This window comes from Desulfamplus magnetovallimortis, assembly GCF_900170035.1.
Classification (GTDB): Bacteria; Desulfobacterota; Desulfobacteria; order Desulfobacterales; family Desulfobacteraceae; genus Desulfamplus; species Desulfamplus magnetovallimortis.
Genome location: NZ_LT828549.1, coordinates 74,983 through 98,844 on the forward strand (window position 1 = coordinate 74,983; position 23,862 = coordinate 98,844).

Sequence of the window (23,862 nt, forward strand, 5' to 3'; positions counted from 1 at the left end):
TTACCGGAAGTTCGGTATTGTTTCACAAAGGCTCGTCTATTATCTCACAAAGACCCAGCTTAGGCTTAAAGCGACTTATAAACCATCTGTCATGTGGTTGAGTGTTTGTTGCATTTGCAGGCAGGCAGCCGTTATTTCCTTCCTGTTCATGGTACTCTTTTTTTCCAATTCTTTTATCATATTAGCTGTTATATCAATCAGTTGTACCAGGCTCTGCTTAAATTGAGATGGATTCTTTATAAAAGCCAATTCAGCCTGCTCTTTCACGGTCTCTTCCAGCCGTACCTGATAGCTGTGCAATTTCAGATGAGTTTGTACCCTTGCCAAAAGTTCTATGGCGTTAAAGGGTTTTGCAACATAGTCCACAACACCGAGTTCAAAACATTTCTGTATATCCTGTTCGCTGCTTTTAACGGTAATGAAGATAACGGGTATCTCCCGGGTTTTCTCATCAGCCTTGATGCGGCGACAGACCTCAAAGCCGTCCATTTCCGGCATGACAACATCCAGGAGTATCAGATCCACATCCTCTTCCTGCAGTATTTCCAATGCTTCTTTGCCTGAAAGTGCCGGAATGACATCATACCGTTTTAATATACCCACGAGTATATCAAGGTTTATTTCTGAATCGTCAACAGCCAAAATGGTTATTTCTTTTCCCATTCATTCCTCACGAATTATTTCTTCGTCCACTTTTTTCTCACAAAAAAAATAGGATTATGTTGTTTTTCAGGGTTTTATTTCCATAAAACGATGATAACCCATTGTATTCAATGAGAACATTTAATAGTATTTGTTAATACAGGATTTATGGTTTATCTTTAATAAATTCAATGTATTATACTAAATCTAAAGGTATAATACCCTGGAATTCAACAAGATCCACTGCCTATATATCATAAATTTATGGATACCATAACTCAATTATCAGGCCTTGATTATCGTTTGGACCAAAAATGAAGAAATCATAGTAAGTTGGATAAGCCTATACATGTTGACCTTGGGTAAATAGCTTAAATAATATGCTATATTGACATTATGTTTAATCCTGGATACCCCGGAATCAAGACTGCTCATGGAGTGACAATCCTGATTTCTGATGGTCTTCCGCAATTTGGGGGGTGGTAGAATCTATGCACATTTTTTCAACAAACAGGGCTATAACTGTTTGATTATTTAGACTATTAATGATGTCAACACTTGTAACTTTATCCGTTGGAAAAAACACCTATTTTTACCGTGGAAATGGATACATTATTTCCATGCTCGGGGGTGGCGATACTTCCGCTATGTCCGTTTACTAAGTAAAAGAATAGTATTATTCGTTGTTGCTTAAATCAATACATGTATGTATGTTTGTTGTATTGATTTAACTTGATAGTATAGGAATTTCTATTTTTATCCTGCAAAAGCAGGCAGTTATGGAAAAGTCCGCCCGAAGGGCGCTAAGTTCTCTGATTGGCCACCACATATGGTTACTAATTTGAATTTGTAATAATATATGTAGTACTTCGTCAAAGCTTAAAATTTGGGAAAATCAATCTATAAAGGCTTGAAAGATTACCTTATCTAAAATGAACAACCCTAAAAATTAGCTTTGACAATGCAGTAGTTTGAAAATTGAGAAGTTACAACTCACGAGTTCCATAACAGCCTTCCGAGAGAGAGCGACGAATAGTTTTGACTGACTCCAATTAATATCAACCAAACAGGAGAAACACCATGAAATCAAGTACAAAAGACCGTCCGAAAGGGCAGATGCATCAGGTGAAAGGCAAGATTAAGGAGGCAATAGGAAAAACAGTTGGAAATCCTGATTTGGAACTCAAAGGGAAACAGGAACATTTTGAGGGAAAAGCTCTGGAAAAAAAGAAAAAAAGGAGTGGATCATGAAAGAGAATATGGAACCCGTTAATATCGAACAATTACTGTCAGAGGCTGATGAGCTTATTAAACAGATAAATTCCGATTCCATCAAGGATATGGAAGAAGAATATATCATTCAATTTGAAAAACATGCCCAGGAACTTGAAAAAATAAAAGTCGTGGTAAAGGAGAAAATCAATAAGCCGGAATTATCGGAAATAATGACAAGTTCTGAAGGTGTGCACGAAGCGATTCAGGATGTTTTGAAAGCCATACGTGGCTTGGCAAAAGATATCTCCTGATTTCCATCTTATAGACCAGTCCCACACTTCAAGACAAGAACTCGTTCTAAATTTGCCGGTTACCCTTAAATTTCAATTGATAACCATATTTAGTGGTAGCTCAGAGAACTTATGATTGACGAGTTAATCTCATCACAGGATAAAGTTCATCATCCGATTATTAACCTTGGTTTATCCGATTATTCACCCGGCAACACATAAAAAAACACCGAAATAAAATGACAAAAGCTCCCGATCAAAACCAGTATATGGAAAATAGCATGATTAAATTTTATTTTTTTAATGCTGTATAAAAACGCACCGATTGTGTAAGCTATTCCTCCTGCAAAAAGCCAACTCACACCTTCCAAAGGCAAATTATGAATCAAGGGTTTTATGGCGAAAACTATAATCCAACCCATAATTACATAAACAATTGTCGAAATAAGTTTGAATTTTCCTGTAAAAAAAAGTTTCAGAATGATTCCTGTCAAAGCCATGCCCCAGGAAATACCGAAAATCACCCAACCGATCATCCCTTTAAGAGTTATCAGTGTAAAAGGAGTGTAGGTTCCTGCTATGAGAAGATAAATGGATGCGTGGTCAACGATATTAGATCTGTTTCTCAGCTTTGAAGTTTTAACGCTGTGGTAAAACGCAGATGACGCGTATAATATCATCATGCTGGCTCCAAAAATGCCGAAACTGACAATATGCCAAATATCTCCATGCATATTTGCATGTATAAGCAGAAATACCGAAGCAATAATGCTCAGGATGAAACCGACTGCATGGGAAATAATATTGATATTTTCTTCTGCTGGCGGATAGTAATTTTTAGCTTTAATATTTTTCATCAGGTACCTTTTGTGCATTTTAAAGTTTTTGAGGGGCTTCCTTCATTGCCCAGTTTACACTTTCGGAAATAATATTCCCATTTGTTGGGCATTTCCATCCAAAAAATAGCCCTTTCTTTCTACTCTCACCACGGTATTGGGCACTGCTTCGGGATGCTGAATCATCCCAATGGCATAGTGAAAATTGGGGTCAAACATTTCTCCCCAGGCAGCAATTATGTGAAGCGGCCTGATCATCAAGACAGAATAATTTCTGATCTAACAAGGCTACATTCAGCTGATTTTCTTATTCCCGAAATTCTCATGTAAGTATCAACCATTTTTATATACAATATAAATATTTGAGAAATAACTCATTTTATAAAATCAATTGTCAACTGCCCATTAATCTATTATTATTTTAATGTATTAATAAAATATTAATTTATTAGGTATGCGAGAGGGAATCAAAATGCCTTTAGTCAAAGTCAATAAACACCATCAAATTGTCATACCATTAGAAATCAGAAAAAGATATAAAATTACTCCCGGTGATTACCTGGAGGTAGATGACAAACAAGGAGACATCTCATTGACTCCGGTGCGAGTAGTGCAGAGCCGGAGAGAAGAGGTGTTTCAGGATATTTTTGGCATTTGGAAAAAAACCAAGGATGAGCCTTTGGAAGAAATCGAGTCTTTGGTTGATGAAGCCGTCCAGCATGTAAAGCAAAATAGCCATGTATAAGGTTGTCTTGGACTGCAATATTCTCATTAGTGGCTTAATCACTCCCAGGGGAAATCCCGCTCAAATTTTGCGAATAGCATATGAACGCCAGGTGGAATTGATGGTTTCGCCGGAAATCATAAAAGAATATTGGCGGGTACTGCATTACCCCAAAATTGTCAAACGCTTAGAAAAAATGGGTATTCCCATTTCTACTGCCGAAAGCATTTTGAAAAATTTTAACGAAATTGCCACGGTAACCTTGGGGGATTTAGAGGTTAAAGTGATTGCAGACGATCCCACTGATGACAAATTTTTGAGTTGTGCTGTTGAAGGAGAGGCTGATTTTATCGTGAGTGGAGATGACCATCTTTTGAGTGTCAAAGAGTTTCAGGGGATTCGGATATTGACACCGCAGGCTTTTTTAGAGATGAATGTTCGTGAATATCCCTCCTGGCCTCCTGACTCCAATAGATGGTACGGTAATTGAACGCCAGAATATCGCCATCCCATAGTTGCGTAATTGATCCCGAAAGTCCCCATGTATTAAATTTAGGGTCAAAAGCACAGCTTTCTGGATAGCGATATCCAGGTCACTTGATAATTCTCCAATCATCATAACCAATGGTTCGGACAGTTTTTCAATATCAGAATATCTGAAAAGATAACTTTCTAAAATTATTGAGTCTGATTTTTTTAGTTTCAAAATAACAGACTCTATAAAAACAAATACTTACAAAAACTGTTCTAATTGTTGTAACTGTCATGGTTTTATGACAATTGTTGGATAAAGCCCTTTCTTATGTCCTTCTGGATATGGTTGCAGGGTATTAAAGGAGATGTATTGATTTTTCTGTGCATGGCCTTTTTTCTCACTTCCGTTAAAGAAGGCACCGTTTGCCTCAAGAATGTGGTGAATTCTGTCCTTGAAGGCTGTAACAAAACTTGCTCCATTCCCCTCAAAATACATGTTCCCCATGGATATGCCGGAGGTAATTCCTGAGAATTTTTCTATTGGAATGCTGTGATTTGCAAGGTCTTCATCATCCTTTATCATACCCCATACAAGCTGTCCTGGTGGGATGGTTAATGACTCCTTCACATCAATGATGGTGTGGGGCATGATTATGGAGTCCTTTCCTATGGTAAGTCGTCCGTCCGGGCATCCTCTCAGAAAGCTGTTAAAGCCTACAAACACATTTGTCCCAAGGTCAGCTTCAATGATTTTTGCACCATGAGCGGTTACATTAAAACCCTCAAGCTGGGAATTGATTATATAGCAGTTCTCCTGTGCATTGGCTCCCTTGCCAAGGTAAGAGTTTTGCAGATATGCCCTCTGTGAGACAAGAACATTTTCTCCAATGGTTGTTGTTGGTTTAACAACTGCATAGCGATCTAATGATGCACTGGTTGGAACTGATGTTGAATGTTCAATATTTACAACATCAAAAACCCTCTGGAATGCCTCTTTTCTGTCCTCTACAAAATCTATGAAAAGCCCCTGGGGCGGCGCTGTGGGAGATATGAAAATATAATCGTTCAGTTCATCCACAGGGTGTTGATAAATAAAGTTGAATTCACCAGGATTGCGTACCCAAACCGTACCTGCTGCAATATCAAGGTGACTTACCTCACCTGCCTGAACATAGGCAAATCTTCTGATTACACAGTCTCTTATTGTTGTAAGATCAGCAGTTGCAAAGGGGCCAAGAAAGCATCCGTCAGATGGAGAGCCATGAATATTGGCATAATTCATGGAAATGGTATCTTTTATGAAAAATTCCTCAAGGGTTTCAGGGTCATGGGAGAAGTTGTGTACAAGTGTTTTTATCAGCAGACTGTCAGTGATATTGATCTCTTCATCCCTGTTTACCGGGATTTCGAAGCACTGGTATTGGAACAGATCTCCTTTTTTCTTAAGTTCATCTCCTCTGATATCGCTTTTGTAAAGAAGCGAGTTGATCACGTTACAGTGGCCGAGAAAATAACTTCCGGCAAGGTTTGAATGTTTAAACTGAAAGCTCAATGGATGGTGGGGAGATATTCCGAAAAAAGCGTAAAATTTTATCATCTGGCCAAGAGGAATGGCATTCTGGGCATAGGGATTGACCTCAAATTCCAGTTCCCTCAGATTGATATTCACCCGCTGGATTATCCTGTCATAAAGGTTCTCTAACTCTTTCATACTCTTTCCTTATCTTAAGAATTTCTTGGTTTGTATCATTTTTGTGCTTTGACATTATTAATAACCAGAGTAAATACATCAGAGAGTCTTAAAACTCCTACAACCTCTTCTTCTCTTGTTACCAGCATGGATAACCTTTTTCGAGAAGCCATCTGGTAGGCGGCTGTGGCAAGGGATGTATTTTCATCAATAAAGTCATTATCTGCAACTTCTTTCATAAAATCCTCAACCTTCATGCCCATGATTTCAGGATCTGCATATATCTTGTCAATGGAAGTATTTTTAAGGTAGGCATCTTCCCGCAATCTTGTAATATATTTTGAAGAGAAACCAAACTTTCTTATCTGTTCAATATTTTTCATCCCTTCATTTTTAGTTTCCAGAGCAGTCAATATATTAAGCTGGCTGAGTTTACCTATCACTTTTCCTTCAGAGTTGACTATAAGCAGAATCCAGTGAGGGTTGTTATCCACAGGCTCTTTTCCCTTAAAAGCGGAAGTCTTGCAGTTTCCCATTTTAGTGTCATCTGTCGTTTCCACTGATTTGTTGCTGCAAATAGTATTTGTTTTTGCATTTTCAAGTGCAAAAACTGCTTCCATAAGGGTTGCACCTTCTGAAATGGTCGGATACTCAGAAATAGGCACCATTGAGTCTTTGACAATGTTATTCATTTTGAAACTCCGATTACAGGTTAATATTTCATGTTGGTCTGTTATTAGATGCGAATTTTCTATCATGCATGCTATTTTATATCAAGCCTCGCTTCGCATTAGCTGTTTATGGTTTATGAAAAGAGAAAATGAGGCTTCTGCAAATTTAAACTGAGTTTTGAATGGTATTGGGTGTATTATTTGTCTATAAATTAAGTTCGAATACAATCCTTAAAGAATAGTTAATTTCCTCTACTTTGTTTTTTGACAATTTACCTCGAATTTTGATCAATCTTTGTCGATGATCTATTGGACGTGTCTGTAAACAGTCTGCTAAGGATTTTTTTGAAAGACCGTTGTCGGGTGAAGGAAGAATTTCAACATTAGTGTTTATCATAGCTTTTTTAGCACTCCATTCAGTAATTGGAACAACTTGAATAACAGGGACTCTTTCATTATAAATGTCGTTAGTTACAACTACACATGGCCTGATTTTTCCAGTTTCTGAACCTTTTGTGGGCTCAAGATTAACGTCAATAATCATACCTCTTTTCAAGACAGTCATTCTGGCCATCCGTTTAGTGCATCTTCTGTCAATTCTTTGAGTTCGTTATCTTCAGAATAAATTTCAGAGTATAAATCAGCGGATTTTTTTAGACTTTCAAGTTCAATTTCTTTCTTGAAATGATCTATAGCCTCACGAAGCATAGAGCTTTTATCCTTAAATCCATAGAGTTTGAAATTACTCAAAAACTGGGCTTGAGTTTCTTCAACGCTGAATTTTGCCTGTAACATATAGTCTCCTTTAGGGTGCTCATATCATGGCCTTATTTACAGGCCTATTTTAGGTACCAATGCTAAAAAAGTCAATGAAAGATGCCTAAAACGGAGTTAATCAATTTGAGAAGTATTGATTTGCCCGTCTAAATTGTGTATAAGTTCGTTCTTTTGACTGTTGATGCGGACGAGTGGAAGCCCGCTTAATAAATTCTCCCTCACTAAATATCAAAAAGGTGGATATGCTCACAATAACAAAAGAATTCTTGTTTGATGCTGCCCATAAGCTATGGCGCAGCGAACTCTCCGATGATGAAAACCACGCCCTTTACGGGAAATGCAGCCGATTTCACGGCCATACCTATCGACTCCGGATAACAGTTTCAGGCACCGTTGGGCCGGATGGTATGATTATCAATTTTGAAAAACTTAAAAAACTTGTTACCGATTCCATCATTGAGAGGTATGATCATGCTTATCTCAATGAACTGGAGGAGTATCAGGATCTGCCTGTAACAGCCGAAAACATGGTGCAGTATATTTTCAATGTTCTTGCTTCAATACTTTATGAAGAGAAAGTCGCTCTTGAATCAGTTGTTCTCTATGAAACTCCCACTTCCTGGGCCACAATGACACGGGACAGCTAAAAAAAATGGCAGACAATATTCTTGAAGCATCCGAAATATTCCATTCCCTACAGGGAGAAGGCCCCCTGGCTGGGCGACCGGCTGTTTTTTTGCGTCTTAGTGGCTGTATAAAGCCTTTTTGTCCCTGGTGTGATACTCTGTATTCTTGTCACAGCGGCAGCGGTGAGAAGATTTCAGTTGAAAATATTTGTGCAAAGATACTCTCCTATAGAAATGATTTTGTGGTTATCACTGGAGGTGAACCGTTTTTACAATGGCACAATGGACTGCAAATACTGGAAAAGTCCCTTCTTGATAAAGGATGCAGAATTCAGTATGAAACAAGCGGAAAAGTTGTTATCCCTGAATCATCCAAAGGCATTAAGGTCTGCTCTCCCAAATATATAAATGGCTCCTGGCACTTTGTGGAAGATAATATTAAAAGAGCTGATTTTTTTAAGTTTGTGGTCTCTGAAAATTTCCGGCAGGTTAAGGCATTTGTTGAAAAACATGACATTTCCCGTGAAAAAGTGTGGATTATGCCTCTGGGAGCATGCCGCCAGGAACAGTTGGCCCTGCTTCCCTCCCTGTGGGAGTTTTGTGTTGAAAACAGGTTCAGTTTTTCGCCGCGGCTTCATACCCTGACATTTGACAATCAAAGGGGAATTTAAGAGCCTGAATGTTTCAAGAGTCAAAAAAGGGTGCATAGTCAGTATGGTTTTTGAAGGGACTTGAAGAATCTTAATGTTTAATTCTACTTTGTTAACTTCGCCCGTATTCCCTGAAAATCAGGGAAATAAGTCTCATTTAAATAGGCTTTAAAATAAAGACGTTACAACAATACCTTCGCTAAATTTAAAAGGATTATTAATTATGACCGATTCAGTAGTAGTTTTTTCCGGAGGTATGGATTCAACGGTTTTGATGGCCGACATCTTGGGAAAAGGAAAAAACGTACAGGCTTTAAGTTTTGATTATGGTTCACGGCACAACGACAGGGAGCTTCTTTGTGCTGCCACTTTTTGTCAGGAACACAAGATAGAGCATAGAATTGTAAAACTTCCATTTATCAATGAGCTTTTTTCATCCAGTCTATTAAAATCAGGCAAAGATGTTCCAGATGGTTCCTACATGGAGGAGAACATGAAAAGCACCGTGGTTCCCTTCAGAAACGGCATCATGCTCTCCATTGCCGCAGGTTTTGCCGAGTCAATTGGTGCGGGTGAAGTGCTTTTGGCCTCCCATTCCGGGGATCACTTTATCTATCCTGATTGTCGTCCGGAGTTCAACGAGGCCTTTTCCCGTGCGGTATTTATGGGTACCGGTGAGCAGGTCTCTATCAGATTTCCCTTTGCCAACATGGATAAGCGGGATATTGGCGATCTTGGAAGGGAACTTGGAATTGATTTCACTACCACATGGACATGTTACAAGGGAGGGGAGATTCACTGCGGCACATGTGGAGCCTGCGACGAGAGGAAATATGCTTTGCGATATGATGAAGGGTTTGATCCTACAAACTATGCAATTTAGAACTTGCAAATAACAATTTCAAGAGCAAATACTCATATCGTTTTTATGATAGAGGTGGCCGGAGTCCACCTATGAAGGTTTAGACCAATGAAACAAGAAATTACAAAAAAAAACATCCCTCTGGGGGATAAGGTCACCCATAGCAGAACCTATAATCCGGATCATCTTTTTCCTGTCAGGCGATCTCTGGCAAGGGAGGAGATTGGCATACACGAAGATACAAAATTACCTTTCGGCGGTTGGGATATCTGGAATGCCTATGAGATATCCTGGCTTGATATGAAAGGAAAGCCTGTTGTGGCCATAGGCGAGATAACTTTTCCCTGTACCACAAAAAATATTGTTGAGTCCAAGTCCCTGAAGCTCTATCTAAATTCATTTAATCAATCCAGATTTGAATCTCCTGAACAGGTGCTTACCATCATGGAAAAAGATTTGTCAGCCTGTGTGACTGGAAGGAGTGAAGGCGAAGAAGATTACCCGGGAGAAGGACGGAGTGAAGGCGAGGAAGATTACCTTGGAAATGGAACGATGTATATCAATGGTGTACGGAGAAAAGAAAAAGGGACAATGGATTTAAACAATGCCGTGAGTGTTACTCTAAGATTGCCTTCCCTGTTCCATGATATGAAGATAGAAGCGCCTTGCGGAGAATCCATTGATGATCTGGACGTTGAAATTACGCATTACAAGGTTGAGCCATCCTTTCTCAGGGTAATGGAAGGGGGCAGGGTGGTTGAACAAACCATTCACTCCAATCTTCTGCGTACCAACTGTCCTGTGACAGAACAGCCGGACTGGGGAAGCGTAATCATTGATTATAAAGGAAAGGAGATTGACAGAAAAGGGCTTCTGGCCTACATCGTTTCATTTCGGGAGCACACAGGATTCCATGAAAACTGTGTGGAGCGTATGTTTATGGATATAATGGAGATGTGTTGCCCTGAGAAACTTTCTGTTTATGCCCGATTTACCCGAAGGGGTGGGATTGATATAAATCCTTTTCGATCAAACTGTGGTAATGATTCACTCAGGTATGAAAACGGAAGGCTTGCACGTCAATAGTTCATTTTTAAGGCCTCTCTTATCTTTGCAGCAAGGTCATTGATTGAAAATGGTTTTTGTATAAAATTGACGTGACTGTCAATAACTCCATGCTGGGCAATGATGTTGGCCGTGTAACCGGACATATATAAAAGTTTCATATCAGGATAGTTTGAGAGCAAAGTCCCTGCAAGAACACTGCCATTCATGTCCGGCATTATAACATCGGTTACCAGAAGATCAATGTTGCCTGCATGATTGGCTGCAATTTCAATTGCTTCTCTGGGTCTGTTTGCAGGCAATACATTGTATCCAAGTTTATTAAGCATGAGTTTTGCGACTTCAAGAATTCCCTGGTCGTCTTCCACAAGTAATATGGTTTCCGTGCCTCCTGTCAGATTGACTTCCGCGTTGCCTGGCAATGACTCAGCATCGTTTCCAGCATATCGTGGCAGATAAATCCTGAATGTTGTACCTTTGTCCGGTTCACTGTAAACATTTACAAAACCATTATTCTGTTTGACTATTCCATATATTGTGGAGAGGCCAAGACCTGTTCCCTTGCCAAGCTCCTTGGTTGTAAAGAAAGGTTCAAAAATGTTTTTCAGGGTCTCCTTTTCCATACCCACACCATTGTCGCTGACAGCCAGTACCACATATTCCCCTGTTTTGAATCCCGTATTTTTTTTACAGTATGCTTCGTCAAGAAATATATTGGAAGTTTCAATAATGACTTTGCCATCATTGCCTTTAATGGCATCTCTGGCATTTATCAGAAGGTTTGCCATGATCTGGTCAATCTGTGCAGGATCCATGTTGACAGACCATATATCAAAGCCTGGTTTCCATACAAGATCAATATCTTCACCAATTAAGCGCCGCAGCATTTTCAGCATGCTTTTAATCGTGGCGTTCAGCTTAAGAACCTCCGGCACAATGGTCTGTTTACGTGCAAAGGCCAGAAGCTGGCGAGTTAGATCTGCTGAACGCTTGCCAACACTTTCTATCTCAATAAGGTCTTTGTAAATGGGATCTGAATGATTGAGCTTCATCCTTGCAAGCTCTGCACGTCCTATGATTATGGAGAGCATGTTATTGAAATCATGTGCCACACCACCTGCAAGACGTCCTACAGCATCCATTTTCTGGGCCTGAAAAAGCTGGGCATGGAGATTCTGCATCTCCTCTTCTGATTTTTTTCTGTCTGTAATATCCCTGGCAATGCCAAGAACCCCTATTAGCTTGCCATCGTTTCCATAAACAGGTGTCTTTATGGTTTCAAGATGTTCAATATGTCCATCATCAGCATAGGTGATGGTCTCTTCGTTGATACTTGGCTTGCCTGCATCCATGGCTATCCTGTCATGCTTCCTGAAAAAATTTGCCATATTATTGGAGAGGTAATCGTAGTCTGTCTTTCCAACAATCTTCTCCTCTTTTGCACCGAAAAATCGCTCAAATTTGTAATTACAGGATAGGTATATTCCGTCCGGATCCTTAAACCAGATAAGGTCAGGAATGGTTTTAAGAAGTGTTTTAAGATGAGCTTCGCTTTTTGCCAGAGCATCTTCAGTTCGTTTATGCTCTTCAATCTCTTTTCTAAGGTCCTCGGTTTTGAGAAAAACCCTTTTTTTGAGCATCCGGTTCCATATAATAAACATTATTATGACAAATGAAATCACAACCGAAATGATTCCCATAAGCTTTTTAAATGCCTGAATGGTCATGCCAGGTTCTGATGCAAGGCGAATCCATCGATTTTGTATAGTTTTGTGATCTTCTTCAGTTAAAAGGTCAATACCCTTGTCAAGAATATCGGCGAGTTCTGGCCAGTCATTACGCACTGCAAATCCTGATATATTGGGTGGGTCTGTTTCTCCTGAAAGCCTTAAATTGGTAATACCTTCTGATTCAATATAGTAACTTGCAGTTGCCAGATCTCCGATAAACGCATCTGACATACCAAATGATACTTTTCTTAGGGCTGTTTTCAGATCTGCAACAAATTCAATATTAATTTCAGGATATCTGTTGTGGATAATATCGGCATAGCCATATCCAGATACCATTGTAACTTTCATCCCTTTTAGCATATCAAGATCAAGGTTTGATGTTACATTATTTTTAGAGATTATTACTGATGGAATTTTAAGGTAGGGTTTGGGAAAAATCATATATTTTTCCCTTTGGGGGGTTTTGACAGCGTTGGGAAGAAGATCAACTTCGCGGTTTTTCATTTTTGTGAGCACTTCGTCCCAGCTTGCACAAAGGATCACCTTGAAACGTATTCCAAGTTTTTTTTCAAGAAGGCGGGCATAATCTGCTGCAATGCCTGAATAGTTTCCGTTTTCATCAAAGAATTCAATTGGCTTGAATTCAGGGTCAGGTGCAAGCCTGATAACAGGGTGTGCTTGAAGCCACTTTTTTTCATGATCTGTGAGGATATTGGATATATGGTCAGCGGGCATCTCACTTTCTGCTGCAACTGCGGAGATTGAGTCATGTGCCAGCGAAGTTTTTAAAGACACAGTAACAAAGATTGCTGTGGCGAGGAAAAATATCAGAAGAATATATAATTTGTTTGATAATGCAATTTCGTTTAAATCGAATATATTATTGAAGTAACAGATGATGTTACGTGTGCAGGAAGAGATCTCATTGCATAAATTTTTTTTAAAGTTCATTTCATATCCGGAGAAAATATAAACAGGAGTTGTTTTTGCTTTATCTGATAGCAATTAAAATAGTATTAAATCATGATGAAGCAATTACAGTCAAGGCGTCCTTTACATTAATCCGAAAAAAACATATTGTCGTTGATAGCCATATGGCGCAAGCAAGGATTAATTATTCTATTATGAAGAACAATATCACAATTTTCAGTGATTTTTCACTGTAACTTGATAGTATAGGAATTTCCATTTTTATTATTTAAAAGCAGGTGGTTATGGAAAAGCCCTCCCGAAGGGCGCTAAGTTCGTAAATTGTTTTTGGTAGATTCATTAACGTCACATACCCCAGACAATGATCTCCATATTTTTAAGATTATAACTTTTTTTGAATATCTTTTCATCCCATGATGAAGTTTGATTTCTGTCGAAAATTACCAGATGCCCCTCTCTGGTTCCGCATTTGTCCATATAGCCCCAGGTCTGTTCTAGGCCCTCTTCAACTGTTTTTTTGAGGGATTTATAAAGAATTTTCAACTCTATCACAACTTTTTGTACACCTTTTCCATGACGCCATATCAGTAGCAAATCTGTCCTTTTCATACCCAGACCATATTCACGTTCCACCCGTCCGCCTGAGTTTACTATGCGCTGGAGAAATGCCTGTAGAAGCAGTTGAGGCCCTGCTTCTTTGTATTGAAAACGTTCCACCCAGTGCTCAGAATGCTCCCTGAAAAATTCCTGAAAAGCAGCCATCAGTTTGTCAATGTCAAGTTTTCCATCTGGTTTTATATACCACTCTGTCTCCTGTGATATGGTCAACTGGGTGCTGAAGGTAAGCTCCCTTGGAATAACCTCCTGATAGAGCCGGTTGGCGATTCTGATTTTTTTATCTTTTTTTATAAGTCCCAGGTCAGTGACGTACATGAGATCATCCGGTGAGATATCCTCAGGTGCTTCAAGACCTGACAGAATGGGGGCAATGACCTTTTGTACCCTTTTTTCCTTAAGTTTGTCCGCCAGTTGATCAATGTGGGTTTCTCTTCTGAGAATCAGATTTTCTCCGGCCTGGTACACCATTTCCGGTGTGATTTCCACCATGGCATCACGGTTGGCTTTCATTTCGTGGCAGACTTCATATGCAAGGGCGTTCACAAGCCAGGGCTGTCCTTCAGAAAGCTCCCAGACAGCCTTGATTGTTTCTTTTTTAAATAGTTGTCCTGTTTCCTCCGTGTGGGATTGTAAAAGTGTTCTCATTTCCTCTTCTGTGAAGTCCCCTAACCTAAGGGATTTGGCTTTAATGTTGAAAGCACTTCCTCCGGTGATAACTTTTTTTTCCATCTCCGAGTGAATACGATAGTCTCTTACATCTCTTACGCCGCACAGGATAATACTCTGGGGAAAATTAAGCGGTCTTTTGTCATATCCGGAACGAAGCTGGCGCAATACAGAAATCAGGGTATCTCCCACAAGTGAGTCGATTTCATCTATCAGAAGCACCAGGGGCTTTTCACTCTCATCTGCCCAGAGTGAAAGTGCAGTATTCAGGGCATTATGGCCGCCCCACTGTTCAAGAAGCATGTTCCATGTATCAAAAAGAAAGCTGTCTTTCAGAAATGTTTTGGCTCTTAATGCTATTTCTCCGAGAATACTTTTCATCCCATTTTCAACGTCCTCCCGTGCAGCCTGAGCGGTTTCCACGTTAAAATAGAGACTTTTATATTTTTCTTTTTCATTAAGGTACTTCATAAGGGCAAGAAGGCATGATGTTTTTCCGGTCTGCCGGGGTGCGTGGAGAACAAAATATTTTTTATTGTCAATCAGATGAAGCAGTTCATCAAGGTCAAACCTTTCTAAAGGAGGCAGACAGTAATGGTCTTCACAATTAACAGGCCCTGCTGTATTGAAAAATTTCATTTTATTCTCCTGTAATGAAAGTGGATATAAGAACTCATTGCTCCTTCAAGTTTAGGAATGAGCAGGAAATAATTTTCCCATTTTGATTTAAACGAAGCTGTCGGGGCGTCCATTTCAGAGTTATTTTCATGAAACTCCCCGAATAGCAAGCCACTGACGTTCAGATATATCCAAGCTTTAACGGCTTGTATGGAATGCAAACTATTTCAATTGCTTTTAACTGCCAGATCTCAATTTGGATGAAAAACCAGCGTTTCTCTTGGCTTGTTGAGCCAAATAATATTGATCAAGAGCTGCCCTGATATACATTTTTATTATCTCTTGACGGCCGACATTGAGTTCTATTGCCACAGCATCCAACTCTTTGATCATTGCAGTAGAAAGCTCAACATCAACGGTTTGATTTTCAGGTTTAGTAAATGGCTGCCTTACACGAAATGAATTTGTAAAATGTTCGGAAATTTCTTGTCCGCAGGCTGCAATTTCCGCTATTTCATCAATTGTTAATTTTTCATTTTGTGTATTTTTCATAATAACTCCGTTCTTTTTGAGTTGCTTTCCAGAGTGTAACTAAATGGTAATACTCACCATGCTCGTCTTCTCTTTCTTCATATACAACTGTATATAATTGATTTTTAACCCATCCAATTGCACGCCATTGATTTGGATAATCAGTGTGTTGATCCTCAATAAAAGTGTTGTAAAATAGTTCTTGAGCCTCTTCAAAGCCAATCCGTCGTCTTGAATCATTGCGGAGACGTTCGCTTTTGGTTTTATCGTATTCAAATCTCATTTTGTACGATTTGCCTCATTTTCTGAATATATTTTGGCTTTGATCATCAATTTTCTATAATGGCCATGATGCACATGGCATCACAATCGAAGAGATGAAAGTCTATTTACTCCCCCTAACTCGATTGTGACAAGAATGTATCTATTTTCACGGTAAACGGACATGGCTGCGACTCAGCCACCCCCGAATATGAAAATTTGTATCCATTTTCACGGTAAAAGGAGATGGCTGCATCTCAGCCATCTCCTTTTAGGGGGATATGAGATTTGCCTGATATTTAAAAAGAGTTTACAGCATCTCTATTGCACAGGCAAGAGATACTCCGCCTCCACCGCAAAGGGTTGCCAACCCAAGGTTTTTGTTTCTCTGTTTCATGGCATGGATAAGCGTGACCATTATTCTTGAACCTGTGGAACCCACAGGGTGACCAAGGCCGATGCCTGAGCCATTGACATTGGTGATTTCACGGTTGAGGCCAAGTTCCTTTTCGCATCCTATATATTGGGCTGCAAATGCCTCGTTTACCTCTATTAACTGAAAATCATTGATGGCAAGTCCGCTTCTGTCCATTAGCTGTTTAACGGCAGGTACAGGTGAAAGCCCCATGATTGTTGGATGGCAGGCGCCCATTCCCGTGGCCTTGATTTTTGCAATGGGTTTGAGTCCAAGATCTGCTGCTTTTTCTGCCGACATTATTATCATGGCTGATGAACCGTCATTTATTCCGCTTGAATTACCTGCGGTCACTTTTCCTGTCTTTGGAATAAAACCGGGCGGAAGTTTTTGTAATTGCTCCATTGTCATGCCCGGTCTGAAGTGCTCATCTTTGTCAAAAATAATGGGATCCTTTTTTCGCTGCGGTACTTCAACCGGAACTATCTCTTCCCTGAAAAGCCCTTCATTTGTGGCTCTTTCAGCATTATTGTGGCTTCTTAAAGCAACTTCGTCCATCTCTTCCCTTGAGATTCCAAGGTGCTGTGCTACAAACTCTGCCGTATGACCCATTATATATGGTTTCCCCATAAAATGGCTTGCAGGCGCTTCAGAAGTATTAAGCGGTGTGTCATCACCAAAGGGCAGAATGTGTGATCCACAGTGCAGTGCATGAATCATTGCATCCACAAACTGTTGATCCTGAAGGCGACATCCCCATCGGGCTTTTGGCACAGTATAAGGTACTCCTGACATATGCTCCACCCCACCGGCAAGTATAATATCTGCCATGCCCGCTTGAATCATTGCCATACCTGATAAAACTGCCTCCATTCCTGAGATGCAGACCCTGTTTATTGTAACAGCCGGTACTGTGTCTGGTATGCCTGCCATAAGAGCTGCAACCCTTGTTGTGTTAAGGGTGTCATGGTGCTCAATGCAGCAGCCGTATCTTATATCATCAATCATGCCAGGTTCAATTCCGGCTCGTTTAATAGCCTCTTTCATGGTGACACTTGCAATGGTGGCGCCATTCAGATCTTTTAATGTTCCACCAAAAGCACCAATTGCGGTTCTACACGCTGATACAATAACCACTTCTTTCATTGTAATGTCCTTAAAAAATATAAATTGTGTTTTCACTTCAGGAATAGTCGTAAACTCCTTTTCCTGTTTTTCTTCCAAGCCTTCCTGCTCTGACAAGTTTTTTAAGATATGGAGCCGGCATATATTTGTCTCCCATCTCCTTGTGCAGGCCTTCCATGACGTGAAGCATGGTGTCAAGTCCCACAAGGTCTGCAAGGGCAAGGGGACCTATGGGATGATTACATCCGAGTATCATTCCCTTGTCTATGTCCTGGGCGCTTGCAATGCCCTCTCCAAGAACAAAAAACGCCTCGTTTATCATGGGACACAGAATTCTGTTGACAGCAAATGCCGGAGACTCCTCGACAACAATTACATCCTTGCCGAGGATTGCTCCCCACTGGGTTGCAATGTCAAGGGTTTCCATTGATGTCTCATGACCCTTTATGATCTCAAGCAGTTTCATGACAGGAACCGGATTAAAAAAATGGGTTCCAATAAATTTGTCAGGGCGGTCAGTGACAGCAGCAAGTTCCGTTATACTCAATCCTGATGTATTGCTAAAAAAGAGGCAGTGATAAGGGACAATTTTACCAAGTTCTGCATAGACATTTTTTTTGATATCCATAACCTCAATAATAACTTCCACAACAATATCAGCACCTTCGGCAGCTTCTTTAAGATCAAGTGTAGGCTTTATCCTGCCGAAAACGTTCTCCATCTCTTCTTGGGAGAGTTTTTCTTTACTGACACTTCTTTCAAGGTTCTTTTTTATTGCAGCCATTCCACGATCAACAAATTTTTGATCAATGTCTCTTAATGTCACCTCATAGCCTGCCTGGGCACAAACCTGGGCAATGCCGTTGCCCATTAATCCTGCGCCTAAAACGCATATTTTTTTAATTTCCATTAGCTTTGTCCTTTCAGTGGTTTGTCAAAAAATATTTTTGTAAGTTTCCCTCATATCCCGTTTCAATATTTTTCCTGTGGGAGTCTTGGGAAGTTCGTTAACAAAGAAAAACTTTTTGGGAATCTTGAAGGAAGAAAGATTGGCTTTGCAGTGGTTTAGCATCTCATCTTCTGTTACGGTTTTACCACTTTTAAGTTTGATTACAGCAGCAACTGCCTCAACCCATTTGGGATGGTTAATACCTACAACTGCAACCTCTTCAACATCCGGGTGAAGATAGATAGCCTCTTCCACTTCCCTTGATGCAACATTTTCTCCTCCGGTTTTTATCATGTCTTTCTTGCGATCCACTACAGTAATGTAGCGATCATTGTCAAGAACCCCAAGATCTCCTGAATGGAACCAGCCACCTTTCATTGCCTCTTCTGTTTTTTCCGGCTCCTTGAAGTACATTGTCATCACATGGGGGCCTCTTCCGCATATCTCCCCGGGGATATCTGTTCCGGTAATGGGCTGGCCGTCATTATCTTCAATCCTGGTCTCCATGTGAAGCCCCCCCATGCCTGCAGAGCCGATTTTTTCCATGGCATCTTCTGCCTTGAGAATGGTGTGATAAGGAGCAAGTTCGGTTTGTCCATAATAGTTGTAAACCCCGGCTTTGGGAAATTTTTCAAGAAGTTCCCTTAATATCTCCCTTGGCATTATTGAGGCTCCATAATAGCATTTCACGAGACTTGAAAGATCGTATTTATCAAAATCAGGATGGCGCAACATGCCTATCCACACAGTAGGAGGAGCAAAAAACATGGTGGCTTTGTATGATGCAATATTTTTGAGTATTCGTCCAATGTCAGGCCCCATGAAAATATTGGTGCCTCCCATCCAGAAGATGGGGTTCATAAAGACATCCCTCTGGGCACAATGGTAAATGGGAAGAGCATTGATATTTATGTCGTTGCTGTCATATTTCCCGTCAATGATGCATCCCATATATTCGGCAATGAGGGACTGATTGCTGATTATAACCCCCTTGGGAAGGGATTCCGTGCCACTGGTGTAGGTCATCTGAACCGGATCCTCGATTCTTAATATCACATCTGGTTCTGTGGTGGGATATGTTTTATACCATTGGTTAAAATCAAGGAAAGTTTTTGTGCCTTTGCTTTGTGCAAGGGGGGTACCTTCTCCCTGGTCTGACCAGATAAGGGTTTTAACTGAAGGCATTTTGTCCAGTACATCCTTTACCTGTGGATAGAGGGAGTCTTCAACAATAAAAACCTTGCTTTCGGAGTGGTTTATGCAATAGGCAATATCATCTCCGCCAAGTAGGTAATTGACTGCAAGATATATTGCGCCTGTTTTTGCACTGCCCATCCAGGTTAATACATGGTGATGGGTATTGTGTGCCAAAATTGCAACCCTGTCATATTTTCTGATGCCAAGATCAATAAGGGCGTTGGCAACCTGGTTGCATTCCTTTTCAAGTTCTGAGTAGGTACGGATGGTATCATTGAAAACAAGGGCATTTTTATCAGGAAAGTGGTAAGCGGTTCTTCGGAGCATGTCAGCTATGACCCATCTGTTTATGGCATTGTTGCGCTCCATGATGAACTCTATGTTTTCCTTGTTGATGAGATTGTATCTCTCCTTGTCCTTAGTGGAAAGAACAGATTTTGTTCCTGTTGAACTTGTCATGATAATGGCTCCTTGTTGCGGCATAGTTAATATTTTTTATATACCAAAACGTAATTATGGTTTCTGGATGCTATTTCCGGAATCAAGCCTGATAATTCGCCTGTTATTTCCCACCAAAAGCCTCTTCGGAAATATCAGTAACAGATGTGTCTCCTGCCATGATAGCACTCATTTTCCCAAGGGAATGCGGAAGAACGGAGTTGATGAAAAACTGGGCGCTCTTAAGTTGCCCTTCATAGAAAGGCAGATCTTTCTTTTTGGGTTTTGCATCAAGTTGTGCCGTGGCAACCACGGCTCTCCATAGAAGCATCCATGCCATGAGGGTATCTCCTGTTACATCAAGGAAGGGCTGGGCATTTGCAAAGGCATTCAATATCTCTCCTGATCTCAATTTTTCTGTAAGATACAGAGCCACCTGCTTTAATTGGGCAGATTGCATTTCAAGGCTTCTGGAAAAACCTTTAAGGCTTTCAATCTCTCTTGCCACTTCAATGGTTTTCTGAACTTCATCCAGTAGGTTTTTTAATGCGTCGCCCTTGTTAAGACCCAACTTTCTTCCCAGAAGATCCATGGCCTGTATGCCGTTTGTTCCTTCGTATATCTGGGTTATCTTGCAGTCTCTCAAAAGCTGTTCCTGGGGGTATTCTTTTGTAAAGCCATAACCGCCAAAAACCTGTACGCCAAGGCTGCACATCTCAAATGCCCTGTCAGTTACATAACCTTTTGCCACAGGAATAAGTACATCAATGATTCCCTGATATCTTGCTTTATCTTCCGGTGTTGTACTTAGTTTTACCATATCTTCCATAAGACCTGTATAGAAAAGAAGGCTTCTCATGGCTTCTGAAAAGGATTTCATGGTAAGAAGGATGCGCCGTATGTCAGGGTGCTGTATGATTGGCACCCCTGGAGCCTCTCTGTCAGTTGCTTCAAGGCTTTTACCCTGTACCCTCTCCCTTGCATAGTTAAGTGCATTGAGATATGAGGCAGAGGCACAGGAAAAACCCTGCATGCCAACATGCAGCCTTGCTTCGTTCATCATGACAAACATGGCACGCATTCCCTTGTTCTCTTCCCCAAGGAGCGTTCCTCTGCAAAACCCTTTGCTTCCAAGGGCCATTGAACATGTGGGGCTTCCGTGGATTCCCATTTTCTCCTCAATGCCTGTGCATATGATGTCGTTGGGCTCTCCAAAGCTGCCATCATCATTTACCCATATTTTGGGCACCAGAAAGAGTGATATCCCAGCGGTTCCGGCTGGTGCGCCCTCAATTCTTGCAAGCACCGGATGTATGATATTGGGTACAAGATCAGTGTCCCCGCTTGATATAAATATCTTGTTGCCTGTTATGGAGTATGTTCCATCCTCGTTTTTTACAGCTTTTGTGGTCAGTGCCCCAACATCGGATCCTGCTTCAGGTTCTGTCAGAAGCATTGAGCCTCCCCACTCTCCGGAGTACATTTTTTTAAGAAAAAGTTCTCTTTGTTTGTCAGTACCAAACTTTTCAACAAGTTTGCCTGCACCATGGGCAAGGATATTGTGGAGCATAAAAGGATAGTTGGAGCCGTTGAAATAGTTATTTGCAGCAAGGGCAACAGTTGCAGGCATTCCCTGTCCACCCCATTCAGGGTCATCACTCATGGCAATCCATCCACCCTCCCTGAAGAGGGCGTATGCCTTATGAAAACATGCCGGAACCTTCACAACTCCGTTATTGAATGTACACCCTTCCTCATCTCCTTCCTTCAAAAGAGGAAAAAGCTCCTTTATTGCAAGATTTCTTGCTTCAGACACAATAAGGTCAATGGTCTTTTTATTGAAATCTGAAAATGCCTCGTACTGGCAAAGCTTTTCCACCTGTAGCTGTTCATGTAAAACAAAATCCACATCCCTTCTGTCTGCAACGACCTGTGCCATAGATTCCTCCCAAGTTTTATTGATACATAACTATACCTGTCATTTTTCGTCAAATTATATTAGCATAAAAGATGCCATTGATAAAATATATGTAAAAACAGAATGTTATGTCCGATATTTAAAATTTTCTGTACCATGGCAAAGAAAAAACTGTGCTATTTTCATGTTTTAAATATAAAACTGGGATATGGAACAGAAAAAAATATAATAATCAAGAATCGGTAGTGTACCATGAAAAACAATATAATCAACAGAGGTATCTCATTGAATGAAAATGATTTTTTCAGGGAAGCGACACTTAAAATATGTGGAAGCCTTGAAATTGAAAAGGCGCTTCATCAATGTCTTTTGTACATAAGGCAGTTCATCCCCGCAGGTCAGATGGGATTTCATGTTTACCACAGGGATGCCGGGGTTGTTGAGACAGTTGCCTACGCAACACCTGATGCCGGCAAAATCATGTCTGTGAAGATTCGGCTTGGTCACAAGGGGCGTATGCAGGTTGAGAAACAGCGCTCCTTGCGTGTACGGGTGATCTCTAAGCTTGCCGATGATCCTGTGGCAGCACCTGTTGCAGAACGCCTGAATGCCCAGGAGCTTTCGGCTGTTGTGCTGGATCTTGTGCTTGACAGAACAATGCTCGGTGTTTTTTCCGTGTTCAATAATGGTGAAGAGAGCTTCACAGATGAACATGTTCATCTGTTGAGTCTTTTGAGCAAACCTTGTGCAATTGCTTTGACCAACAGTCTCAGGTACAGGGAACTTAAGGAACTCAAGGAGCTTCTGGCAGATGATAACCGATATCTGCAGGAGGAGCTGCATAAAATTTCTGGTGAGAAGGTAATAGGAGCACGGCATGGGCTGCAGGAGGTAATGAAAATGGTGCAGCAGGTATCGCACCTTGACAGCCCTGTTCTTCTGCTTGGAGAGACAGGAACAGGAAAGGAGGTGATTGCCCATGCCATTCATCAGCTTTCGGGTCGTAAGGATGGGCCTTTTATCCGCGTAAACTGTGGAGCAATTCCTGCAGGCCTTCTTGACAGCGAGCTTTTTGGGTATGAAAAAGGTGCTTTTACAGGTGCAGTCTCAGGAAAAAGAGGAAGAATTGAACGTGCCCAAGGTGGTACTCTTTTTCTTGATGAAATAGGTGAGCTTTCACCAGAAGCTCAGGTTCGTCTTTTGCGTGTGATTCAGGAAAAGGAGATCGACAGGGTAGGGGGGAGTGAAACTGTCCGGATTGATATAAGGATAGTTGCAGCCACACACAGAGACCTTGATAAAATGATGGCAATGCAGCAGTTCAGGCCTGATCTTTTTTTCAGGTTGCGGGTATTTCCCATACATCTGCCGCCCCTAAGGGAGAGAAAGGAAGACATTCCCGACCTTGTAACTCATTTTATTTTAAAAAAATCCCGTGAGATGAAACGTTTTGTCACTCCATCTCCGTCACCGGAAGCTATGGGGAGGCTCATTGATTACCATTGGCCAGGTAATATCCGTGAACTTGAAAATGCAGTTGAGCGAGCACTTATTCTGGATCAGGGAAAATACCTGTTTTTCAAGGAGATAGGCAAAACAGAAACAGAAGAGCACGGCAAACATATTGTTTCTGATCTATCCGGTCATTTTCTGATGGACGGGCATACCGGATTCAATGATGATGAAGATACGAAAAAATCAGGGCTTTTCCTTGATAACGTAATGAAAAAGCACATCATTCATGTACTTCAAATGTGCAATGGCAGGGTGGAAGGTGATAAAGGTGCTGCAAAAATTATGAATATCAATCCTTCCACCTTGAGAAAGCGAATGAAAAAGCTTGGAATTCCATTTGGTCGGGCAAGAAGCAGTTGAGTTGTATCCTCAAAGGCGGCATCTATGATCTTTTGAGCTTTGTCAATAGTGTTCTGAATCAGGATA

At 40.8% G+C, this 23,862-nt stretch carries 24 protein-coding genes; 9 read left to right on the plus strand and 15 right to left on the minus strand.

Going from position 1 to position 23,862, the window contains the following annotated elements; translation table 11 throughout:
- Positions 1–75: 75 nt before the first annotated feature.
- On the minus strand, positions 76–663 hold the full coding sequence (locus tag MTBBW1_RS16220; protein ID WP_080804876.1) for a response regulator: 588 nt from the start codon (positions 661–663) through the stop codon (positions 76–78).
- A 1,059-nt stretch (positions 664–1,722) separates the two neighbouring features.
- Here MTBBW1_RS16220 and MTBBW1_RS16225 point away from each other — a divergent pair.
- On the plus strand, positions 1,723–1,893 hold the full coding sequence (locus tag MTBBW1_RS16225; RefSeq protein WP_080804878.1) for a CsbD family protein: 171 nt from the start codon (positions 1,723–1,725) through the stop codon (positions 1,891–1,893).
- Positions 1,890–2,168 (plus strand): hypothetical protein, encoded by a 279-nt coding sequence (locus MTBBW1_RS16230; protein WP_080804880.1) that lies wholly within the window; start codon positions 1,890–1,892, stop codon positions 2,166–2,168. The genes MTBBW1_RS16225 and MTBBW1_RS16230 overlap by 4 nt, the downstream gene beginning before the upstream one ends.
- A 179-nt stretch (positions 2,169–2,347) precedes the next feature.
- On the opposite strand, the gene trhA is transcribed toward MTBBW1_RS16230, so the two are convergent.
- Both trhA and grpE read right to left on the minus strand, forming a co-directional pair.
- The gene (gene trhA, locus MTBBW1_RS16235) at positions 2,348–3,004 is read right to left on the minus strand and encodes a PAQR family membrane homeostasis protein TrhA (protein ID WP_080805161.1); all 657 of its coding nucleotides are present in this window, start codon (positions 3,002–3,004) and stop codon (positions 2,348–2,350) included.
- Positions 3,005–3,058: 54 nt separating this feature from the next.
- A complete protein-coding gene (grpE, locus tag MTBBW1_RS30400) occupies positions 3,059–3,241 on the minus strand; it encodes a nucleotide exchange factor GrpE (RefSeq protein WP_080804882.1) in 183 nt (60 codons plus the stop codon).
- A gap of 214 nt (positions 3,242–3,455) precedes the next feature.
- Here grpE and MTBBW1_RS16245 point away from each other — a divergent pair, with 214 nt between their 5' ends.
- Complete coding sequence (locus MTBBW1_RS16245) at positions 3,456–3,728, plus strand: AbrB/MazE/SpoVT family DNA-binding domain-containing protein (RefSeq protein WP_186441389.1); 273 nt, start codon at positions 3,456–3,458, stop codon at positions 3,726–3,728.
- The gene (locus MTBBW1_RS16250; RefSeq protein ID WP_080804887.1) at positions 3,721–4,197 is read left to right on the plus strand and encodes a putative toxin-antitoxin system toxin component, PIN family; all 477 of its coding nucleotides are present in this window, start codon (positions 3,721–3,723) and stop codon (positions 4,195–4,197) included. The genes MTBBW1_RS16245 and MTBBW1_RS16250 overlap by 8 nt, the downstream gene beginning before the upstream one ends.
- 273 nt (positions 4,198–4,470) lie before the next feature.
- Here the strand turns inward: MTBBW1_RS16250 and MTBBW1_RS16255 are convergent, their stop codons facing one another.
- From MTBBW1_RS16255 to MTBBW1_RS16270, 4 genes are all read right to left on the minus strand, one after another.
- Positions 4,471–5,892 carry a transferase gene (locus MTBBW1_RS16255; protein WP_080804889.1) on the minus strand — a complete coding sequence of 474 codons (1,422 nt, stop codon included), beginning with the start codon at positions 5,890–5,892 and terminating at the stop codon, positions 4,471–4,473.
- A 35-nt stretch (positions 5,893–5,927) separates the two neighbouring features.
- Positions 5,928–6,563 carry a CBS domain-containing protein gene (locus MTBBW1_RS16260; protein ID WP_139786790.1) on the minus strand — a complete coding sequence of 212 codons (636 nt, stop codon included), beginning with the start codon at positions 6,561–6,563 and terminating at the stop codon, positions 5,928–5,930.
- A 184-nt stretch (positions 6,564–6,747) separates the two neighbouring features.
- Positions 6,748–7,107 (minus strand): type II toxin-antitoxin system PemK/MazF family toxin, encoded by a 360-nt coding sequence (locus tag MTBBW1_RS16265; protein ID WP_080804894.1) that lies wholly within the window; start codon positions 7,105–7,107, stop codon positions 6,748–6,750.
- Positions 7,104–7,337, minus strand: coding sequence for a hypothetical protein (locus MTBBW1_RS16270; protein WP_080804896.1), 234 nt, complete (start codon positions 7,335–7,337; stop codon positions 7,104–7,106). Before MTBBW1_RS16270 ends, MTBBW1_RS16265 begins: the two co-directional genes overlap by 4 nt.
- 224 nt (positions 7,338–7,561) lie before the next feature.
- On the opposite strand from MTBBW1_RS16270, the gene MTBBW1_RS16275 reads away from it, so the two are divergent.
- From MTBBW1_RS16275 to MTBBW1_RS16290, 4 genes are all read left to right on the plus strand, one after another.
- Positions 7,562–7,966: a 6-pyruvoyl trahydropterin synthase family protein gene (locus tag MTBBW1_RS16275; RefSeq protein WP_186441391.1), complete on the plus strand. Its 405-nt coding sequence runs from the start codon at positions 7,562–7,564 to the stop codon at positions 7,964–7,966.
- A gap of 5 nt (positions 7,967–7,971) precedes the next feature.
- Positions 7,972–8,616, plus strand: coding sequence for a 7-carboxy-7-deazaguanine synthase QueE (locus tag MTBBW1_RS16280; protein ID WP_080804898.1), 645 nt, complete (start codon positions 7,972–7,974; stop codon positions 8,614–8,616).
- A gap of 202 nt (positions 8,617–8,818) precedes the next feature.
- Complete coding sequence (gene queC, locus MTBBW1_RS16285) at positions 8,819–9,478, plus strand: 7-cyano-7-deazaguanine synthase QueC (RefSeq protein WP_080804900.1); 660 nt, start codon at positions 8,819–8,821, stop codon at positions 9,476–9,478.
- Between the two features lie 87 nt (positions 9,479–9,565).
- Positions 9,566–10,543: an NADPH-dependent 7-cyano-7-deazaguanine reductase gene (locus MTBBW1_RS16290; RefSeq protein ID WP_245809432.1), complete on the plus strand. Its 978-nt coding sequence runs from the start codon at positions 9,566–9,568 to the stop codon at positions 10,541–10,543.
- Here MTBBW1_RS16290 and MTBBW1_RS16295 read toward each other — a convergent pair.
- From MTBBW1_RS16295 to MTBBW1_RS16340, 8 genes are all read right to left on the minus strand, one after another.
- Positions 10,537–13,050, minus strand: a complete 2,514-nt coding sequence (locus MTBBW1_RS16295) for a transporter substrate-binding domain-containing protein (RefSeq protein ID WP_222424079.1) — start codon at positions 13,048–13,050, stop codon at positions 10,537–10,539. The two genes, MTBBW1_RS16290 and MTBBW1_RS16295, sit on opposite strands and share 7 nt — an antisense overlap.
- Before the next feature lie 480 nt (positions 13,051–13,530).
- The gene (locus MTBBW1_RS16305) at positions 13,531–15,108 is read right to left on the minus strand and encodes an AAA-like domain-containing protein (RefSeq protein ID WP_080804906.1); all 1,578 of its coding nucleotides are present in this window, start codon (positions 15,106–15,108) and stop codon (positions 13,531–13,533) included.
- A 216-nt stretch (positions 15,109–15,324) separates the two neighbouring features.
- Positions 15,325–15,639 carry a hypothetical protein gene (locus MTBBW1_RS16315; RefSeq protein ID WP_080804910.1) on the minus strand — a complete coding sequence of 105 codons (315 nt, stop codon included), beginning with the start codon at positions 15,637–15,639 and terminating at the stop codon, positions 15,325–15,327.
- On the minus strand, positions 15,620–15,901 hold the full coding sequence (locus MTBBW1_RS16320) for a BrnT family toxin (RefSeq protein WP_080804912.1): 282 nt from the start codon (positions 15,899–15,901) through the stop codon (positions 15,620–15,622). Before MTBBW1_RS16320 ends, MTBBW1_RS16315 begins: the two co-directional genes overlap by 20 nt.
- Positions 15,902–16,189: 288 nt before the next feature.
- Positions 16,190–17,440, minus strand: a complete 1,251-nt coding sequence (locus tag MTBBW1_RS16325; protein WP_080805167.1) for a thiolase family protein — start codon at positions 17,438–17,440, stop codon at positions 16,190–16,192.
- A 37-nt stretch (positions 17,441–17,477) separates the two neighbouring features.
- Entirely contained in the window at positions 17,478–18,329 is an 852-nt protein-coding gene (locus MTBBW1_RS16330) for a 3-hydroxyacyl-CoA dehydrogenase NAD-binding domain-containing protein (protein ID WP_186441395.1), read from the minus strand.
- Between the two features lie 24 nt (positions 18,330–18,353).
- On the minus strand, positions 18,354–20,024 hold the full coding sequence (locus tag MTBBW1_RS16335; protein WP_080804914.1) for an acyl-CoA synthetase: 1,671 nt from the start codon (positions 20,022–20,024) through the stop codon (positions 18,354–18,356).
- 103 nt (positions 20,025–20,127) lie between these two features.
- On the minus strand, positions 20,128–21,942 hold the full coding sequence (locus MTBBW1_RS16340) for an acyl-CoA dehydrogenase (protein WP_080804916.1): 1,815 nt from the start codon (positions 21,940–21,942) through the stop codon (positions 20,128–20,130).
- Positions 21,943–22,173: 231 nt separating this feature from the next.
- Between MTBBW1_RS16340 and MTBBW1_RS16345 the strand changes: the two genes are divergently transcribed.
- On the plus strand, positions 22,174–23,796 hold the full coding sequence (locus MTBBW1_RS16345) for a sigma-54-dependent Fis family transcriptional regulator (protein WP_080804918.1): 1,623 nt from the start codon (positions 22,174–22,176) through the stop codon (positions 23,794–23,796).
- Positions 23,797–23,862 lie beyond the last annotated feature (66 nt).

Excerpts from the sequence above, each read along its gene's own strand:
- MTBBW1_RS16230 (WP_080804880.1), top strand. The coding sequence starts at position 1,890 with ATGAAAGAGAATATGGAACCCGTTAATATCGAACAATTACTGTCAGAG.
- MTBBW1_RS16265 (WP_080804894.1), bottom strand. The coding sequence starts at position 7,107 with ATGACTGTCTTGAAAAGAGGTATGATTATTGACGTTAATCTTGAGCCC.
- MTBBW1_RS16245 (WP_186441389.1), top strand. The coding sequence starts at position 3,456 with ATGCCTTTAGTCAAAGTCAATAAACACCATCAAATTGTCATACCATTA.
- MTBBW1_RS16340 (WP_080804916.1), bottom strand. The coding sequence starts at position 21,942 with ATGGCACAGGTCGTTGCAGACAGAAGGGATGTGGATTTTGTTTTACAT.
- MTBBW1_RS16335 (WP_080804914.1), bottom strand. The coding sequence starts at position 20,024 with ATGACAAGTTCAACAGGAACAAAATCTGTTCTTTCCACTAAGGACAAG.
- MTBBW1_RS16275 (WP_186441391.1), top strand. The coding sequence starts at position 7,562 with ATGCTCACAATAACAAAAGAATTCTTGTTTGATGCTGCCCATAAGCTA.
- MTBBW1_RS16330 (WP_186441395.1), bottom strand. The coding sequence starts at position 18,329 with ATGGAAATTAAAAAAATATGCGTTTTAGGCGCAGGATTAATGGGCAAC.
- queC (WP_080804900.1), top strand. The coding sequence starts at position 8,819 with ATGACCGATTCAGTAGTAGTTTTTTCCGGAGGTATGGATTCAACGGTT.
- MTBBW1_RS16305 (WP_080804906.1), bottom strand. The coding sequence starts at position 15,108 with ATGAAATTTTTCAATACAGCAGGGCCTGTTAATTGTGAAGACCATTAC.
- MTBBW1_RS16280 (WP_080804898.1), top strand. The coding sequence starts at position 7,972 with ATGGCAGACAATATTCTTGAAGCATCCGAAATATTCCATTCCCTACAG.
- MTBBW1_RS16260 (WP_139786790.1), bottom strand. The coding sequence starts at position 6,563 with ATGAATAACATTGTCAAAGACTCAATGGTGCCTATTTCTGAGTATCCG.
- MTBBW1_RS16290 (WP_245809432.1), top strand. The coding sequence starts at position 9,566 with ATGAAACAAGAAATTACAAAAAAAAACATCCCTCTGGGGGATAAGGTC.
- MTBBW1_RS16345 (WP_080804918.1), top strand. The coding sequence starts at position 22,174 with ATGAAAAACAATATAATCAACAGAGGTATCTCATTGAATGAAAATGAT.
- MTBBW1_RS16325 (WP_080805167.1), bottom strand. The coding sequence starts at position 17,440 with ATGAAAGAAGTGGTTATTGTATCAGCGTGTAGAACCGCAATTGGTGCT.
- grpE (WP_080804882.1), bottom strand. The coding sequence starts at position 3,241 with ATGATCAGGCCGCTTCACATAATTGCTGCCTGGGGAGAAATGTTTGAC.
- MTBBW1_RS16270 (WP_080804896.1), bottom strand. The coding sequence starts at position 7,337 with ATGTTACAGGCAAAATTCAGCGTTGAAGAAACTCAAGCCCAGTTTTTG.
- MTBBW1_RS16315 (WP_080804910.1), bottom strand. The coding sequence starts at position 15,639 with ATGAAAAATACACAAAATGAAAAATTAACAATTGATGAAATAGCGGAA.
- trhA (WP_080805161.1), bottom strand. The coding sequence starts at position 3,004 with ATGAAAAATATTAAAGCTAAAAATTACTATCCGCCAGCAGAAGAAAAT.
- MTBBW1_RS16250 (WP_080804887.1), top strand. The coding sequence starts at position 3,721 with ATGTATAAGGTTGTCTTGGACTGCAATATTCTCATTAGTGGCTTAATC.
- MTBBW1_RS16225 (WP_080804878.1), top strand. The coding sequence starts at position 1,723 with ATGAAATCAAGTACAAAAGACCGTCCGAAAGGGCAGATGCATCAGGTG.
- MTBBW1_RS16320 (WP_080804912.1), bottom strand. The coding sequence starts at position 15,901 with ATGAGATTTGAATACGATAAAACCAAAAGCGAACGTCTCCGCAATGAT.
- MTBBW1_RS16220 (WP_080804876.1), bottom strand. The coding sequence starts at position 663 with ATGGGAAAAGAAATAACCATTTTGGCTGTTGACGATTCAGAAATAAAC.
- MTBBW1_RS16255 (WP_080804889.1), bottom strand. The coding sequence starts at position 5,892 with ATGAAAGAGTTAGAGAACCTTTATGACAGGATAATCCAGCGGGTGAAT.